The organism is Bacteroides sp. L008 (assembly GCF_040812255.1).
Lineage (GTDB): Bacteria > Bacteroidota > Bacteroidia > Bacteroidales > Bacteroidaceae > Bacteroides > Bacteroides vicugnae.
Genome location: NZ_JBFNXO010000001.1, coordinates 5,032,522 through 5,049,627, shown reverse-complemented (window position 1 = coordinate 5,049,627; position 17,106 = coordinate 5,032,522). Strand labels below are relative to the sequence as shown.

The following is a 17,106-nucleotide window of genomic DNA, read 5'->3' as shown; positions in this document are numbered from 1 at the left end:
ATCTTTTTGTTTAGAATGTGAAATTAATACCAACTGAGTAAGAGGTCGTATTTGGATAAGAAGCACCATTATCGGTATTCAACTCCGGATCCCACAATTTGAAACGACTCAAGGTGAACAGGTTAGTTCCCATTACATATACAGCCGCATTCTTCAGATGAACTTTATTCACCCAAGGTTTCGGCAGGTTATAAGATACCTGCAATGTCTTCAGACGCAGGAAGTTCATGTTACGCACCCACCATGTGCTCTTCTGGAAGTTATTAATATTACTGGTTGTTTCGCTTCCATAAGACAGACGCGGATAAAAGGCATTCTGATCCGGATTTTCCTCTGTCCAACGGTCGCCAATGTTAGAGTAGAGGTTACCGCTACCACCACCGCCGTTAAACGGATTAATACTGCTACCATTCAAAACACGTTCGGCTCCTGCTACACCTTGGAACATCATACCTACCGACAAATCTTTCCAACCTACGGTAAATCCGAAACCATAAACAGTTGTCGGCACATCCCCACGGGAAATGTAAGTCTGGTCGTACGCATCAATCTGACCATCATTGTTCAAATCCTTGTATTTGATATCTCCCGCCTTTACAGTGCCAAACTGTGAAGCAAATGGTTTGGGAGTGATTGCTTTATTGGCATCCGACAACGATTCCCAACGTGCCATATCATCTATTTCAGCTTGAGTGAACAGTCCTTCGGCCACATATCCTTTAACTCCATTGATGTTACGTCCATACTGGTTCATCCATTCGTATTTTTGTTCCGGCAATTCTCCCTGAATCCATTTATCCTTATTAAAGGTGATATTACCACGAAGCGCAAGTACCCAGTCTTTATTTATACGCTTGTTATACTCTATCGTTCCATCGAATCCTTTATTTTCTATGATACCAATATTTCCATAAGGAGCAGATGTATTGTAGCCCAGGAATGAAGGTATAGAATGCTCACGCTTCAACAGGATGTTCTCACGACGTTCCTTAAACAAGTCGAATACAATAGACAGATCGTCATTAAACAGTTTTATATCAATACCCAAGTCTTGTTTACGAGATTCTTCCCAAATCAAGTCAACAGCCATATTTACTGTTTCATAACCAGACCATTTTGTTCCGTTCGGTCCGAATTTATAACCATAATCACCGTTCTCTTTCATCTGGTCCAGATACATAAAACGACGGTCGGAAACTTCACTATTACCTACTTTACCATCCGTATAGCGTATCTTCAGGAAAGAAACAGTTTTTGACAGCGGTTGCCAGAATTTCTCGTTCGAGATAACCCAGCCTACACCAAATGCAGGGAAAGTTCCGAAACGATGTTTGGGTGAGAAGTTCTCGGCGCCGTTATAACCGATGTTGAATTCTGCAAAATAACGGTCTTTCCATGAATAAGTGGCACGACCGGCAATACCCATCATACGATAAGGAATCGCATCTTCCAGTGTACCTTTCGGATACAACAGTTTGGATTGCTGGTTGAACAGGAACAGTGCACTGACACGATGATCGTCATTGAATGTCCGGTCATAGTTCAGGGAAGCTTCCAGATAAGTTTTCTTATTACCACTTGTTTCCTGTTTATAACTCAACACGTTACTTCCTTCATAAATACGTTGCAGAATGGGTTGTCCGTCCATATCGTAAGGAACACTTGTATCCAGGAAGTTATAAGTAGACTCTGCACGGTCTTGATGTACATGTATCTCATTGTATACATCGAACGCATACATGGCAGTCAATTTCAGCCCTTTAGTAAGCATATCCAAATCCTGTGTGATACGCAGATTGGAATAGATCTGATTTTTCGTCAGGTTATCATATCCACGACGGGTAGCTTGTGAATAAGGGTTATTAAAGTTATTGTTAGTTGAAGTTCCGGGCACATAGGCTTGTCCGTTGACAAAGAACATCTTCGGATATTCAACCGGTGAAATTGACATTGCCGCATTATACAAATCAGCAGAAGAGATGGCCGGATAGTTTCCTTCTCCCAAATAACCTTGTGCACCGATCTCCACTTTAGTAGTAGGAGTCACATCGATATTCAGATTAGTGGTAAAGTTATAACGGCTATATTTCATTTTGGAATCATAGGTGTTGATATTCTTATCAGTCACCGTCATACCAGTTTCATTGAAGTAGCTGACTGACGCATAATAAGCGACCTTTTCACTACCACCCCGCACGTTTACATTCACACGACGATTGTGTCCCCAATCATTAAAGATTTCCTTCAACCAATCCACGTTCGGGTACAAATAAGAATCTTTTCCCGCAATCGTGTTACGTATCTGGTCCTCCGTATATTTTGTAGCAATACCGTCATTACGCATTGCCTCGTTGGCTGCATTCATATAAGTGATACCGTCTGCCAGATCAACCATCTTCGTGAAACGGGTAAACGATTCATAATAATCCGCGCTCACTGTCGGTTTTCCCACCTTTCCCGGCTTGGTTTTAATCAGGATCACACCATTAGCACCTCGCACACCATACACAGCCGTTGCCGATGCATCTTTCAGTGTTGTCAACGATTCAATGTCTTCCGGATCGATGTCATTGAACGAACGTTCCACTCCATCCACCAATACCAGCGGAGAAGAAGTGTTGGGAGTAGAAATACCACGAATCCAGATATCAGCGGCATCTTTACCCGGTTCTCCCGTACGTTGCACGGCTACAACACCGGCCAAACGACCTGCCAGCGTTGTAGTTAAACTGGCAGAAGGTGTTTTAATATCCTCCATCTTCATAGAAGATTGTGCGCCGATATTACTTATTTTACGCTGGGTACCATAACCAACAATCACAGTCTCTTCCAACTCGTTCACCTGTTCTTCCAAGGCCACGTCGTAAATATTAGTAGATGCATTCGTCCGTATTTCTGAAGTTTTAAAACCTATATAAGTAAATTTAAGCACTACGCTTTTTTTGGTTACGAATATCTCATACAAACCATCCATATTGGTAATCGAACCGTTTGCATCTCCATCCACGGTAACGTTCACTCCAATAAGCGGTTCCCCTTTTACATCAGTAACACGTCCGGTTATTTTCCGTTTATTCTGTTGCTGTTCATTAGGAGCCGATGCTTTTCCGGAAATAAAAATTTGTCTGTCAGAGATCCGATAAGTACATGAAGTACCCTCGAAAAGTTCAGAAAGAATTTCTTCTATCTTCTTATTCTTACTGTCGATAGATACCTTACGTTCTAAGTTCACAGCATCATCTAAGTAGAAGAAAACAAATTGACTACTTTTCTCTATCGTTTTAAGCACTTCTCTCAACGTCGAGTTATTAACGCTGACCGAGAGGGTCTTAAATTGAGAATAATTGTTGTAACTTGCGAAAGAGTAGTCTATTCCGAGAAGTAAAAAGCAAAGGAATAGCCCGAGAACCTTACTCTTTCGTTCTCTAATTGCATTTTTCATATTAAACATGTTAAAATTTTCTCATAATATTATTTCTGTATCTAAACATTATTGGGTACACACGTCCCAGTTGGATGATAGCGTGTATCATCCACTTTCTACAAAAATTACCATAAAATTCAGGAATTAGATTTATTCTTTATCTTATTTTTTCATATCTATTTCTTTACGACTCGATACGTCTTATATTGTTCATCATAGGCATAAGAGATTGGTGCAACAAAGGTTAATCCATTAATTACTGTTTCAAAGTTGTCTTTCAAATCGATTTTTCCGGAACATTTTATTTTACTTAGCGCTGGGTCAAATTCTACGTTAATGCCATAATAGGTAGACAGACGTTTCAAAACGATTCCCAAATCAGCACTTTGGAAATAATAGAGTCCATTCACCCATGATATAGCTTCTTCTACATCTACCTGTGTTATATTTTCCTTTCCATCGGCAGAACTGAACATCTGATTAGGAGCCAGAATGGCTTTAGGAGTCCGGTCTGTCTCCACCTGAACACATCCTTGTGCCAGCACTACACTTCTAATTGCTTCCGATTCATACGCAGTTACATTAAATTTAGTACCAAGCACTCTGACATTCATATCTTTGGTCCGCACATAGAAAGGACGATTTTCATCTCTGGCCACTTCTATGTAGATTTCACCATCCACATAGATTTCACGTTTGTCTTGTTCAAACTCCACCGGATAAACCACCCTTGTACCGGCATTCACCCAGACTTTAGATCCATCGGCAAACGTCAATACCGAACGTTTTCCACGTGGAATAACCAATTGGTTATAAGTTGCCGATTTCTCCTTTTGTATACTTTCCTGATTCGTTTTGATTTCTACGGAATCATACGTGATCTCTGTTTCTTTTTCCTTCAAACTCACGACATTATCTTCTGCCAAAATCAACAGTGTTTCTTCCGTCAAAGGCAAATCGGCTTTCGTATTCACAGCAAATGTGGCAATGTCCGGATCCAGAGCCGAAGAATAGTTCTTCAAAAAGAAGAAACATCCCACAAGAATAGCCACACTGGCAGCCGCACTCAATCCTATTAAGAAATAGTTCTTGCGTCTCGCTTTCTCCTTATTTATATTAGTCGCTTGAATACGAATCCATAAATCATCCGTTTCCTGGTTTGAAAGTACCTCACCCTTCTCTTTCGAAAAAACTTCCAAATATCTTTTTGCAGCGATATATTCATCTATATTAGAAGGATTCATCTGTTCAAATTCATCCCAGAACTTCTGTGTTTCTTCCGTAGGATAGTTCATAGAAGAAACAAAGAAATCATTCTGAAGAAATTCTTCAAAAGTATATAGGGAAAAATCTGTATGTTCTTGTTCAGAGTTCATCATTTTCATTGTCTTTACGTATGAATAACAGTTGTACTTTCATTTTATACTCACCTTTTTCGAAGTTTTTTCCACTTTTTTTGATAGGCAGGAAAAATGGGCTGGTTATTCTCTCTTATTTTCTCTTAAATAAGTCGCGGATACGTCCCAAAGCCCGTTGAATAGAATTAGAAACAGACTGATTATTCATATCTGTCACCTTACTGATTTCATCGATACTCATCTCTTTGATATACCGATAATAAATAATTTCGCGCTGTCTGTCCGTCAATACAGACATCATAGAATGTACGGTTGTCTGAACTTGTTTTTCCTGTTCATTATTAATATATATAGTTTCCGGAGTGGAAGGAGAGTCGTCAACCGTATCTTCTCTCTCACCTATTTCATCAAACGGGAGAGAATCTGTTGTTTTTTTCAGCGCATTAAAAAGAGTGTTTTTCAACGCCACTGTCAAATAGGCGGCAATATTATCTGTTGGAGCCAACTTTGCACGATTCATGTGAATTTTCACAAACACATCATGTATGCAGTCTTTAATTAATTCTTTATCCGAAGTATATAATAATCCGAATCGAAACAGATCTTGTACTGTTTGATTATATATTTGGGTATACGCACTCGAGTCTCCTTCGAGAAACCTTCTCCACAAAAGGGAATCAGAGAGAGAGTGTATATCCGATTTCATTATAATAAGTATATTGAATTTATAAGGACAAAAATAAAACAATAAATCAAAAAAAGCCCATCTTTATTAAAATATTAATTACCGATGGGCTGAACTTTTCAGATTTTACTTCAATGGGCTGGCTTCTACTCCCTCGAAAGTCATCTTTATGGGTTTTATTTTTCCGTCTTTATCAAAAATCATGCGATCAATACAGGTCACACGAGCGTTTCCATCCGTTTCACCTAATGGATGGCGATGATAAATGATGTACCATTCGTCCGCTCCCGGACCTTTCACTACAGAATGATGGCCGGCACCCGTTCCAATATTGGGATCTCGCTGTAAGATTTTTGCTTCTCTTTTAAAAGGTCCGAATGGTGAGTCGGCAATCGCATAGGCTACGCAATAATCCGGTCCGGTCCAACCGCCTTCCGACCACATAAAATAGTATTTACCGTTACGTTTTAACATGAAAGGTCCCTCTACATATTTTTCGGGAGTTACTTCCTTATAGATGGTACCATCCTCAAACGGTACGATACTCAACAAGTCCGGAGCTAGCTTCACCATATTGCAATGTCCCCAGCCACCATAATACATATAATACTGTCCGTCATCATCTTTGTAAACAAACTGATCGATCGGCTGTGCACCATTTACAAACTTATCAATCAGAGGTTTGCCCAGTGCATCCTTAAATGGTCCGGCAGGATTGTCGGCTACAGCCACACCGATACCTCCCAGCTCGTTATTACTTTGAATATCATTCGCACCGAAGAATATATAATATTTGTCATTCGCATGAATCACAGCAGGTGCCCATAAAGCACGTCTAAACCAACTTATATTCTCTTTCGACAACACTTTCGGGTGTTTTGTCCAGTTCACCAAGTCTTTAGACGAGAAAGCATCCATGAAGGTTTGTTCGTCATAAGGCGCCGAATACGTAGGGTAAATCCAGTATTCATCTCCAAACACAATTCCTTCCGGATCGGCATACCAGCCCGGAAATACAGGATTGCCACTTGTCTTTGGTTGCTGACCGGCCTTTTGCCCAAATACAGACAGGGAACAACAAATAATACAGAAAAGAATAAGATGTTTTAGTTTCATATAATATCAATTTTAAAGTTCGTGCTACAAAGATGAGAAAAAACGAATAGAAAATTCAATAATTATGAACCAATTAAGGATAAATACTAACCAATCTGCAAAAAAAAGATGATTTATCAAGATTTTGTGCTTTCTTTGCAGTGTCATTATAAAATGAAAAATACCATGAAAAGCGGAATCTCATTACTAACTGTACTTTTAGTCATTATTTGTGCATCTTGCCAACCCAAGAAGAAAACAGAGCCGGAAAAGGAAACGATAACAGGAGATACCTATACGAATCCGTTGCGCGAAAAAGGAGCAGAACCATGGGGTGTTTTTCACGAAGGGAAATATTACTACACACAAGGTTCCGAAAGCAGGATCATACTTTGGGAAACGAGTGATATAACAAACTTGGATGACAGTCTTAAAAAACCGGTATGGATACCGACAGACCCTAGTAATTCGCACCATTTATGGGCCCCCGAGCTACATCGGATCAATAATAAATGGTATATCTATTTTGCGGCAGATGACGGTAACATGGACAATCACCAGATTTATGTAATTGAGAACGAGGCTGCCACTCCTACAGAGGGAAAGTTTGTCATGAAAGGCCGAATACCGACTGACAAAGATAACAACTGGGCGATTCATGCAAGCACTTTTGAACATAACGGACAACGTTACATGATCTGGTGCGGATGGCAAAAACAAAGAATCGACAGTGAGACACAGTGCATTTACATCGCTTCCATGGAAAATCCATGGACTCTTTCTTCCGATAGAGTCCTGATTTCCAAACCTGAATATGAATGGGAATGTCAATGGGTCAATCCTGATGGCAGTAAAACGGCCTATCCGATTCATGTGAACGAGGCACCTCATTTTTTCCAACCAAAGAATAAAGACAAAGTTTGCATTTTTTATTCTGCCAGTGGTAGCTGGACGCCTTATTATTGTGTAGGATTACTAACAGCAGACGCCAATGCTGACCTGCTGGATCCCGCCTCCTGGAAGAAACATCCGACACCCGTATTTCAGCAGGAGCCGAAAAACGAAGTTTTTGGTCCCGGCGGCAGTTCTTTCATTCCTTCACCGGATGGAAAAGAATGTTATATGCTTTATCATGCCCGCCAGATTCCCAACGACGCTCCGGGCGCAATGGACTCACGTACTCCCCGCTTACAAAAAATGGAGTGGGACAAAGACGGAATGCCTGTACTGGGAATACCGCAAAAAGAAGGAGAACCCATGGCAAAACCATCCGGTTCCCCAACCAATTGAGACTAGTTACATTTTGTACTTTCAGGTCCAAGATATGAACGTTTTAATCCTCCCATATCAATGACTATTTTTTGAATAACGATTCCGGGATCACCACAACGTATCTGTAGAGTATGTTTACCAGGTTTCTTCACATACAAAGTAGATTTATTCACTCTGCAGTTCTTTAGTACGCTATCATACCAAATTTGAGAATACTCAATAGCGGAAGTCGAAGGAGTAGAAATAGATCCATCATCTATACGGACACTATACTTTGTATCTGAATTAGTATGTTCCGGCAATTTATAGTCTCGTTCCGCGTGTAACGGGAATGTGGGTAGAACATACGTATACACATCATAAATTCCAGCATTAAACGTATAAAAATCATATTCTACTCTAGGTACATCACCCGCACGATACATCTGTAAAGGCGCCATAGGAGTTCCCATTTGTAGAGAACTTTCTTCAAAACCGAGTCCAGGGAGAACAGTCATTTTGATATCCCTATTCTCAAACTTGCGATGAAAATCAACAGCCGGGATAGAAATATATCCATTCTCTTCGACATATAATCCTTGCACCTCATCACGTATAGGAGAAACCGGATTAAAAACAGAAACCAGCACACATTCTTTCTGATCTCCAGATACAATTTCAATATCTCCTCTTATCCTCTCTCCCACAGGAACTTTAGTCCAATCGATAGAAACAACTATTCGATTTTCCAACGAAGTTTTTCCAGCTTCTTGCGAGAGTATTATCCAATCAGCTGAAGATTGTGCATTCCATACGACTTCTCCTGTCCCCTGATTATAAATATCAATCCAATGTTCCTTGCGAGAGTAAGTGCTGAAAGCAGGCAAACTATGAAAATTTAATCCACCTTTGTCCAATGCCTCACCTTCCGCTTGGACTGCAAGTTTAGGACTTCCCATAGGAACATAGTTCTCCTCCATCAACGGAACCATGAAATAAGAACTTGTACCATCATAGTTCTGTTTCAGAGACATCATATATTTCCATTTCCCATTCAACAACGAATTATAGCTATCGGTAATAAGTTTCAAGCTATCATGATAATTTTTCACCTGTGCTTTCAGTTGACTGGCAGCTGCACGTTGCTGACGGACATACTGGCGATAAAATTGCCCTTTTATAGTCATGTGATTCATCAGTTCGGCACCCTTTACCGGATAATACAATAGCTGATACAATGCCGGTTTAGCTTCTTCCGTCAATGAAAGAAAAACATTTTCCGCTTCTTTCCCAATACGACGATATTCACTCAGACGTCTTTCCGCCTCATTATAATTAGCGAAAGAGAATTCAGTATCCGTACGTTTTTCTCCTCCACCCCAATAATTATTCCAATACCCCCACCCCATATATTCCGGTTTTCTGGAAAAAGCAAGATTAATATGTGAAGTTGTAATATCCTCAAAAACATTATAATATTGTTCTCCAAACATCTCAGCCAACCAATGTGCCGGATAAGTGACCACATTATTGGCATTAAACTGTTCAATATTATAAGCCATATCAAGGAATAGAGAAACCTGCATTTCCGCTCCTTTCAAATCTCCACAATTAGCCAGCCAAATACGATCCGCAGTAGTATCATAAGCTTTACGAAGTTCTTCATACATTAAAGCTGGAGGAGTAGTACTGTACCACAAATAACTATGAGGAACTCCCAAATAAGATAAGTGATAATAAACTCCTGATCGTCCGGAACGCTTTTGCTCCTGCGGACCACTCAATCGCTTCATATACCCAAAATTATCATCCGGCCAAATAATTGTAACATCATCCGGTAGTTCCAAACCATTTGAATAAATTTCCAATACCTCTTTATAAGGAGTAAATGCTTGCGGAATTGTTTCAATTGGTTTATCAGTATGCCTGGCTATAATATCACGTTGGTCTTTCAATGCACTCTCCAGCAATTTCACCTTCTCTTTCATCGATACATCTCCGCCTCCCATAGCTGCATCGTGAAGTCCCCGCAATGCCAGTGTATATACATTCTCATAAGCACAAATCTCTTCCACACGGCTTCCTAAAACCTCATTAATTTTATCTTTATTTTTTCCATAGTCCCAAGGACCCATAGTTTTAGAATTCCATTCACTAGCAGTATTCAACAATAATGGTTCGCAATGACTAGAGCCCATCACAATGGCAAAAGTATCTGCCACTAACTTATTTTCAGGTATCTTATAAAATGCGGTTGACACCGGATGCATAGCAGGGGCCAAATGATTTGCTTTCAGGCGTAACAACAATTCGCATATTTTGGCATAAGTACGGGGACCGATATTCCCGCGTTCCTTTTCAAAAGTCTTAGCAGCCCATGGTTTTAATCCCCAGTCCTCATCATTCAAGAAAATCCCCCTATATTTCACAGAAGGAGTCTTAGATAAAGTAGCAGGAGCATCTACATAAAGTGTTTTATGTTTCTTCACAGGGACATCCGCCCACCAGTACCATGGAGATACACCTGCCATTTCCGAAAGAGAGAATAAACCGTAAGCGGCTCCTCGTCTATCACTTCCTGCTACCACCAAAGCCTTACTCACACCCGGAAAAGGACGATCAACCATTTGAATCAAATACCGTTCCCAAGCTCTTTCCAAAGGAGCTATATTTATTTTCCCTTTGGAAGCTAACTGACGAATTGCCCGATTCTTCTCAATAGTGCCAACAATGACCACTGCTCTTCCCTTCTTACATTCATTTGTCAATTTCAGTCTTTGACCCGTAACATTCTCAATGTCTGATACAAACAATTCAGTGGCCTTCTTTACAACCAGATAATCATTAGCATCATAACACACAGTCGCCTCCACATTAGAAGTAACTAACGGAAAAACATTTTTACTATGTTTTATATTCTCATTCACAACGACTTGCGATTGCAGAACAGATGCCATCATCAGTAATATTAATAGCGAAAAGACTTTCATTGATACAATATTTCTAGTTATTTAATTCTATTTCTTTTTATTATAAAAATTATTAATCACACTTACCTGCACTCCCAAAGGTATATCCGCACCAATAGCCGTACAAATAGCAGAAGTATCATCTATAAGTGAGTAATTTCAGCCAATTAGCTATTAAAAGATCACATCCAAAGTTCGACAGTTTATTTGGCAAATTATGAAAATAGCTGTTCAATAAAGAATAAAAAACAGCCATTTTCATATAAAAAAGTTAGAAAAGCTCTTCTCTTATTTATAAAGATTGAAAAAATGGATAGCAGAATCATAAAAGGCTTGTGTATCCTTTTTTTCTGTAGCGAGGCTTTCCATCACTTCACCAAAGCGTCGCTCATCAATTTTACCACGAAGTGATTTCCAAAGTTCAATATTTCTGTCAACTTGTTCTATTCCCTGTTTCAAATTGGCAATAAGTTCCTCACGAAGCGTCAGGCCGGATTTCATTTTATGATTCCAAGGAGTTCTGTGAAAACAAAGTAAATACAATTCAGGGCATTGATTGATATCATTAAAAAGTGAACGATTCGGTTCAAAATACTGTGATACATAATCAGAGCCAGTAATCGTCCGATCATTACCAATACTTTCATTATCTATCTTCCATTCTTTATTGGCTCGTATCTCAAAACCAGCCAGATAATGCCCTTTAACCTGTACCGTAAATCCAATACTATAAGGAGCATGACTACAAACAAAACTTTTCCATGTTGGCATCATCATTTGTTCCACAACTTTCAAAGTTTGTTTGTCGCAGTTCCATGTCGATTTTATCCACTCGGATGTAATCTTATGGGTCTCCAGTTTCGGATTCCAAGCCAAACGTCCGAAAGCAAACCAATTAGCTTGCGCAAAATGGTGTCCTGTCCAATTGTGAGAATCACCGGTATTGGCCACTCCTGCTATAGCACGATATGACTGAGGGATTACCTCACCTGTCAGAATTTTGGCAATGGTACTTCCAGCACCTTTACAATGTGTGTCAAAATCTAAAAACTCTCTCCACATTGGCAGCAAATACACCAGATAAGTAGAATGACCGAGATACTCCTGAGTAATCTGAAGCTCTGCCATTAAAGGGGTTCGTGTCATACTTCCAAAAAGAGGTTGTGCAGGCTCACTCGGTTGAAAATCCAATGCTCCGTTTTTAGTTTGCAAAATTACGTTATCATCAAACATTCCATCCAGCGGTAGAAATTCCTTATAAGAACGCTTTATCCGATCTTTATCTATTTCCGGATTATATACAAATGTCCGCCACATTACAATCCCCCCATGAGGTTTCAAAGCACGTGCCAGCATATTAGCCCCATCTGCATGCGTACATCCATAATCCTGCGGTCCCGGCATTCCTTCTGAATTTGCTTTTACTACAAATCCACCGAAGTCAGGAATCAATGAATAAATTTCATCAGCTTTTGTTTTCCACCACTTCTGTACCTCAGGATTTCGAGGATCAGCCGTATTCAAATTTCCTACTCCTCCCCATTGCCTCATGACATCCGGTGTTGCAGATGGTTTCATGGGAGCTCCGAAATTGGCTGCAAGATACACACGTATATTATATTTACGGAAAATTTGAGCCAGAACTGCAATTTTTTCTAAATAATCACGGCGTAAAAAGCGAGGATCGGCATTGACATTATTCAAAATCACTCCATTTATTCCAATAGATGCGTTAGCACGGGCGTAGTCGGTGTACCTCGGATCTATTTTCCCGGGTAAGTCATTCCATTTCCATAATGATCTTCCAGCATATCCCCGTTCTATAGTTCCCAGATCATCCCAGTGATTCAGTTGACGGGAGTCCAATGCGGGAGTTTCTCTGATATTCAAGTGTTCAAGTGAATATTCACATTGTATCAAACGAATCAAATGGAACGTACCATAAAGAAATCCCGCATCGGAATAAGCCTGGAGTGTTATTCCCTTTTTACCACTGCGAATAATGTATCCCTCCTGCCCCAAGCTTTTATCTGCACAAAAACTCATTTGAATGCCTTTTTTCTCATTATGAACGAATTCTGGCGTGATTGTCAACATGGCCTTCAAACTGCGTTTCAGTTCGTCAGCTATCACTTCATCATATCGACTGCCGGACAAACGAATTTGGCTGTAATGCTGAACATAAGTTCTTTTCAGCCTAGTATCCAGAACCGGTTTATAATTCAACCAAAGTTGATATCCCGTATCAGTAGTAGCTGAAGTCTGTGCATATCCACAAACACTTCCTATAAGACATAAGAAGAATAGGACAATACTAACGTGAGTAAAATGGTTATTCATGCCTTTTCAAATTTACAAATATGTTACAAATATACTATTATTCTGCTAAATTCGCCAACATCCGGGCAACTCCCTCCATCAAAGATGCACCGCTTGTCTGAGCTCCCATAGAAGCAATATCACCGGATGGAAACACCTTTCCCCAATAATAATTGCAATACATTTCCGGATATAAGCTTCTATCCAAATTATTCCATAATACAGTTGCATTATCCTGCAAAAAGAGAATAATACGTTTTTTAACATAGTCGGAAGCCTTCTCATCTAAAGCCAGATTTACAGCATAAGGAATAAAGACGGCCTTAAAAATGCTACCATCCATAGAGGTACCTTCATCACGCAATATCCAATTCTGGAGACATCGATCACTGGTCATCGTATAGTTTATCACCTCCTCTGCTTTCCTCATGTACTGCCGTTCCTGCGTTATATGGTACAACTGTCGACACGCTTCACCAAAAGTTCCCTGCGTATAAGTTAAGGGTGGTTCCTCTACCCTACCATCACCTTTTAGCAAATTTTTCACAATATAATCATATAACATTTTCGCATCATTCAGATAATTTTCTGTACCATATTTTTTATACAATTTAGCTGCAATCAAACAACCCGGAGAATTGGTACATGCATTCCTGCTTTCATCATTGCTTTTCCATGGCAATCCGGTTCCTTTAGCATCCGTTCTTGCCCGAGTAATAATATGCGTATCGTAAACTGTTTTAGCCATATTAATGTATACATCATCGCCAGTAGCCTCCGACATATGAATTAATGTCAGACAAATCCAACACATATCATCTGTAAAAGAATTCAAAAATCCAGTCTCATCATTTTTATCATGATTATAATTATTAGCCTTATTTTTAAGCCAAAGCCTGAAATAATTCTCATAAGTATCGGCCAATTCGGGATTCTTATTCTTAATCCGTTCATAAGCATATACAATAACATCCATAGCATGAGCTTGTTGCCAATAAATATTATAAGACCCTCCACTTACATTCTTCGGTGACTTCCAAAACGTTCCTTTTTCTTTGTTCATAAATTGCTCTACCAGAACAAACGTACAGCTATCAGCAACAGCCGTCCAATCAATCACAGGATCTATTTTTACAGTTTCTATCACCTCCAGATTCTGCCATCCAGCTTCTGAATCACAGGCAGAAAAGATAGACAAGATAGATAAAATAATAGGAATATATATCTTCATTTCTTTATTTTTTTATAATACTATTAATTACCAAGTTTCAACACGTAGATCATATAATGGATCCTGACGTAACACTAACTTTTCAGCAACATGATAATATTTTCCGTCCTTTACATAAGTATATTCCAGATCAAACTGAGGAGCACGCGTACCAACATTAGCCACATAATCATAATCACCTTCAGTTTTATAGCTTCCTGACGCATCACTTATAGCGGCCTTACCTTCCACACCTGTCACTACAACGTTCTTATCAACATCCATTATCAAAGTCACACTACCGACATTTTCTTTTTCATTACCGACTCCCGGACACACAACAGTACGTGGAGCAGTACTTTTAAAACCAACAGTACTACAATTGATAATGTCATGTGTATTTCCATAATTTACCGGACTGCCCAAAGCGGTTCCTGACGCATCAACCTCCGTAACGGTCCCCATACGATAATACGTTCCAGCATAAGTACTGATATATTTAATGATGGCAACAGTTGTTTCAGCACCTTCACGCAAAGCTCCCAAAGAGTTTTCAGTCATACGAAACGGTAAGACATAGTGATCTTTCAGACTAAGCGGATCATTATAGAATGCTTCCGTAAAATCAATGCGAACATCAGCCACTGGAAGATTAGACTTGCGTACCCGGAAATATTCCGGGTCTGAGAGAGTATAATAATCACTTGGAAGCAGTTCCTTACCAGTGCCTTCTACCAATGTCGGATCAATTACAAATCGAGCCCAATCCGACATATCCACTTCTCTTTTACCCCCAATTGATACCCCTATGTATATCGGCATATCACGCTCCGAAATAACTGTACGCATTGGTTTACTAACAGCAAATCCCATATTAGGATTTTCATAATCGCTCACATAATCATCATAACACGAAGTAAATCCTAATAACGCAATAATAAATAATAATGTATTTATAGCTTTCATAATATCCTGTTTTTATAAATTACTACTTTCCCCACCCTCTATTATTCATAAGATTTGAGTTCTTCAGTATCTCGTCGTAAGGCAACGGGAGATAATAATAACGCATATTATCAAGCGGGCGTTCTTCTATTGGCACAACCTCAAAGACTTCAGTACCATCTACTTTCCGAGTAACTTTCATACCTAAAATGGTCTCATCGAGTGGCAAAAGTCTACGACGTAAATCCCAAAAGCGTTGATTTTCAAAAGCAAACTCTATACGACGTTCATTCTGAATCAATTTTGCAAAACTTTCTTGAGAAACCGCCATCTCATCCAGATAGGTAACATCAGTTATTCCTCCTGATTTTTCACGGATCGTACGAATAACATCATATGCAGACATCGTACAATCCGGACCTACAACTTTTGGCCCCCATGCTTCATTTGCAGCTTCTGCAAAGTTATACCAAACTTCAGCTTTACGCAACATCGGGTTATAGTGACGAGACTCCTGTTGATCAAGAGGCTTAATGAAATTTGCAAGATCTGTATTAATGAACTTTGCAAGATAATACCCAGAGCGACTTGCCTTTTCATTCAAATAATCAGAATCTTTTCCTCCATATGCGACATCTATGTTAGAGTCGTTTGCTCCAAACTTCCGCCCTTGATAGTAGAGATTCACATCAAAACGATTGTCACGTATACAGGAGTAAGGATTCTCTTTATCATATCCGGCACGAGGATCATCAATCGGAAACCCATTTTTTGCAGGAAATGCCGCAGCAAGATTATGAGAAGGAACTGTCTGCGCATTTCCATAATAGAAAGGAGGATAGTGACGACCTTCAATAGCATGTCCCTTGCCTACAAATGTACGAAAAAGGAACTCTGTAGATTGTGCGTCTCCACCATCATACAGTTCTTTCGGTTTTAGAGCAGCATAAGTTGTCATTCCGGACATTTGGAGTACTTCATATGCATAGGTTGCCGCCCGTTCCCATTTTGCCTGATAAGCAGTTTGATCTACAATAGTATAATCCCCCATACCATTTAACCTAACAATATTGTCAGGCTGATATGCCGGACTTGCAGCATATAGTAAAACACGAACTTTTAGTGCAGCGGCTGCTAGACCAGATGCTCTACCAAAAAGATTCTCACCCAAAATTGCATCACTCCCCGAATAAGTCAATGGCAGCAAGGACATAGCTGTTTCACAATCTTCCGCTATTTGTTTTACACATTCTTCATAAGTATTACGTACAAAGTTCTCCGGATGTGAAGACTCTTCCGGAGTAACAAAATGAGTTACAATGGGATAACCAAGTACTGAACCATCATCTGTTTTTCCCCCATACATCTGTAATAACTGAAAACCAGTCCAAGCACGCAAGAAAATAGCTTCTCCTTTAAGGCGCTGTTTGATTTTCCTGTCATTGTCCTCGCTTGTCATACTATAACAAACATCATTTGTCAATCCCTTATCCAGGAAAATATGAATTTGCTGGAACTGATTATAACATTTACTCCAAATACCCAATGGATTTGTAGAAAAACTAAAAGCACCTTGTCCAGCGCGATAAACACTTGAACCTGTATTACGAGTCAAAGCATTATCTGTAGCCGCATCAAGAAAATTACCATCCCACGCATCAGGAGAAATCATGACATCCTGATAGACTGAGAGTAAAACACCTTGAGCTTTTTCCGCATTTGTCCAAGTATCATCTTCCGACCACTCGTTTGTCAGTTTAGTATCAAGCATATCGCTACATGAACATACAGTGCCTGCCAACAAAACCGTGATAAATGTATATTTTATTAATTTCATAATCATAATAAGT

10 protein-coding genes are annotated in these 17,106 nt (G+C 39.6%); 1 reads left to right on the top strand and 9 read right to left on the bottom strand.

Annotated features, from left to right (window positions below; all coding sequences use genetic code 11):
- Positions 1-10: 10 nt before the first annotated feature.
- From AB3G73_RS19390 to AB3G73_RS19375, 4 genes are all read right to left on the bottom strand, one after another.
- Positions 11-3,442 carry a TonB-dependent receptor gene (locus AB3G73_RS19390; protein ID WP_195648865.1) on the bottom strand — a complete coding sequence of 1,144 codons (3,432 nt, stop codon included), beginning with the start codon at positions 3,440-3,442 and terminating at the stop codon, positions 11-13.
- 158 nt (positions 3,443-3,600) lie between these two features.
- On the bottom strand, positions 3,601-4,803 hold the full coding sequence (locus AB3G73_RS19385) for a FecR family protein (RefSeq protein ID WP_148364112.1): 1,203 nt from the start codon (positions 4,801-4,803) through the stop codon (positions 3,601-3,603).
- Positions 4,804-4,915: 112 nt separating this feature from the next.
- Complete coding sequence (locus AB3G73_RS19380) at positions 4,916-5,488, bottom strand: RNA polymerase sigma factor (protein ID WP_148364113.1); 573 nt, start codon at positions 5,486-5,488, stop codon at positions 4,916-4,918.
- A gap of 105 nt (positions 5,489-5,593) precedes the next feature.
- Positions 5,594-6,583, bottom strand: coding sequence for a glycoside hydrolase family 43 protein (locus AB3G73_RS19375; protein ID WP_297284764.1), 990 nt, complete (start codon positions 6,581-6,583; stop codon positions 5,594-5,596).
- A gap of 165 nt (positions 6,584-6,748) precedes the next feature.
- On the opposite strand from AB3G73_RS19375, the gene AB3G73_RS19370 reads away from it, so the two are divergent.
- Positions 6,749-7,852, top strand: coding sequence for a glycoside hydrolase family 43 protein (locus tag AB3G73_RS19370; protein ID WP_320980459.1), 1,104 nt, complete (start codon positions 6,749-6,751; stop codon positions 7,850-7,852).
- A gap of 2 nt (positions 7,853-7,854) precedes the next feature.
- Here AB3G73_RS19370 and AB3G73_RS19365 read toward each other — a convergent pair whose 3' ends face one another.
- The 5 genes from AB3G73_RS19365 to AB3G73_RS19345 form a co-directional block, all read right to left on the bottom strand.
- Positions 7,855-10,803 carry a glycosyl hydrolase 115 family protein gene (locus tag AB3G73_RS19365; protein ID WP_367745389.1) on the bottom strand — a complete coding sequence of 983 codons (2,949 nt, stop codon included), beginning with the start codon at positions 10,801-10,803 and terminating at the stop codon, positions 7,855-7,857.
- 267 nt (positions 10,804-11,070) lie between these two features.
- Positions 11,071-13,122 carry an alpha-glucuronidase family glycosyl hydrolase gene (locus AB3G73_RS19360; protein ID WP_259011318.1) on the bottom strand — a complete coding sequence of 684 codons (2,052 nt, stop codon included), beginning with the start codon at positions 13,120-13,122 and terminating at the stop codon, positions 11,071-11,073.
- Between the two features lie 37 nt (positions 13,123-13,159).
- The gene (locus AB3G73_RS19355) at positions 13,160-14,332 is read right to left on the bottom strand and encodes a glycoside hydrolase family 76 protein (RefSeq protein ID WP_367745388.1); all 1,173 of its coding nucleotides are present in this window, start codon (positions 14,330-14,332) and stop codon (positions 13,160-13,162) included.
- 27 nt (positions 14,333-14,359) lie between these two features.
- Positions 14,360-15,277, bottom strand: coding sequence for a DUF1735 domain-containing protein (locus AB3G73_RS19350; RefSeq protein WP_195648872.1), 918 nt, complete (start codon positions 15,275-15,277; stop codon positions 14,360-14,362).
- Between the two features lie 22 nt (positions 15,278-15,299).
- Entirely contained in the window at positions 15,300-17,093 is a 1,794-nt protein-coding gene (locus AB3G73_RS19345) for a RagB/SusD family nutrient uptake outer membrane protein (RefSeq protein WP_195648873.1), read from the bottom strand.
- Positions 17,094-17,106: the final 13 nt, after the last annotated feature.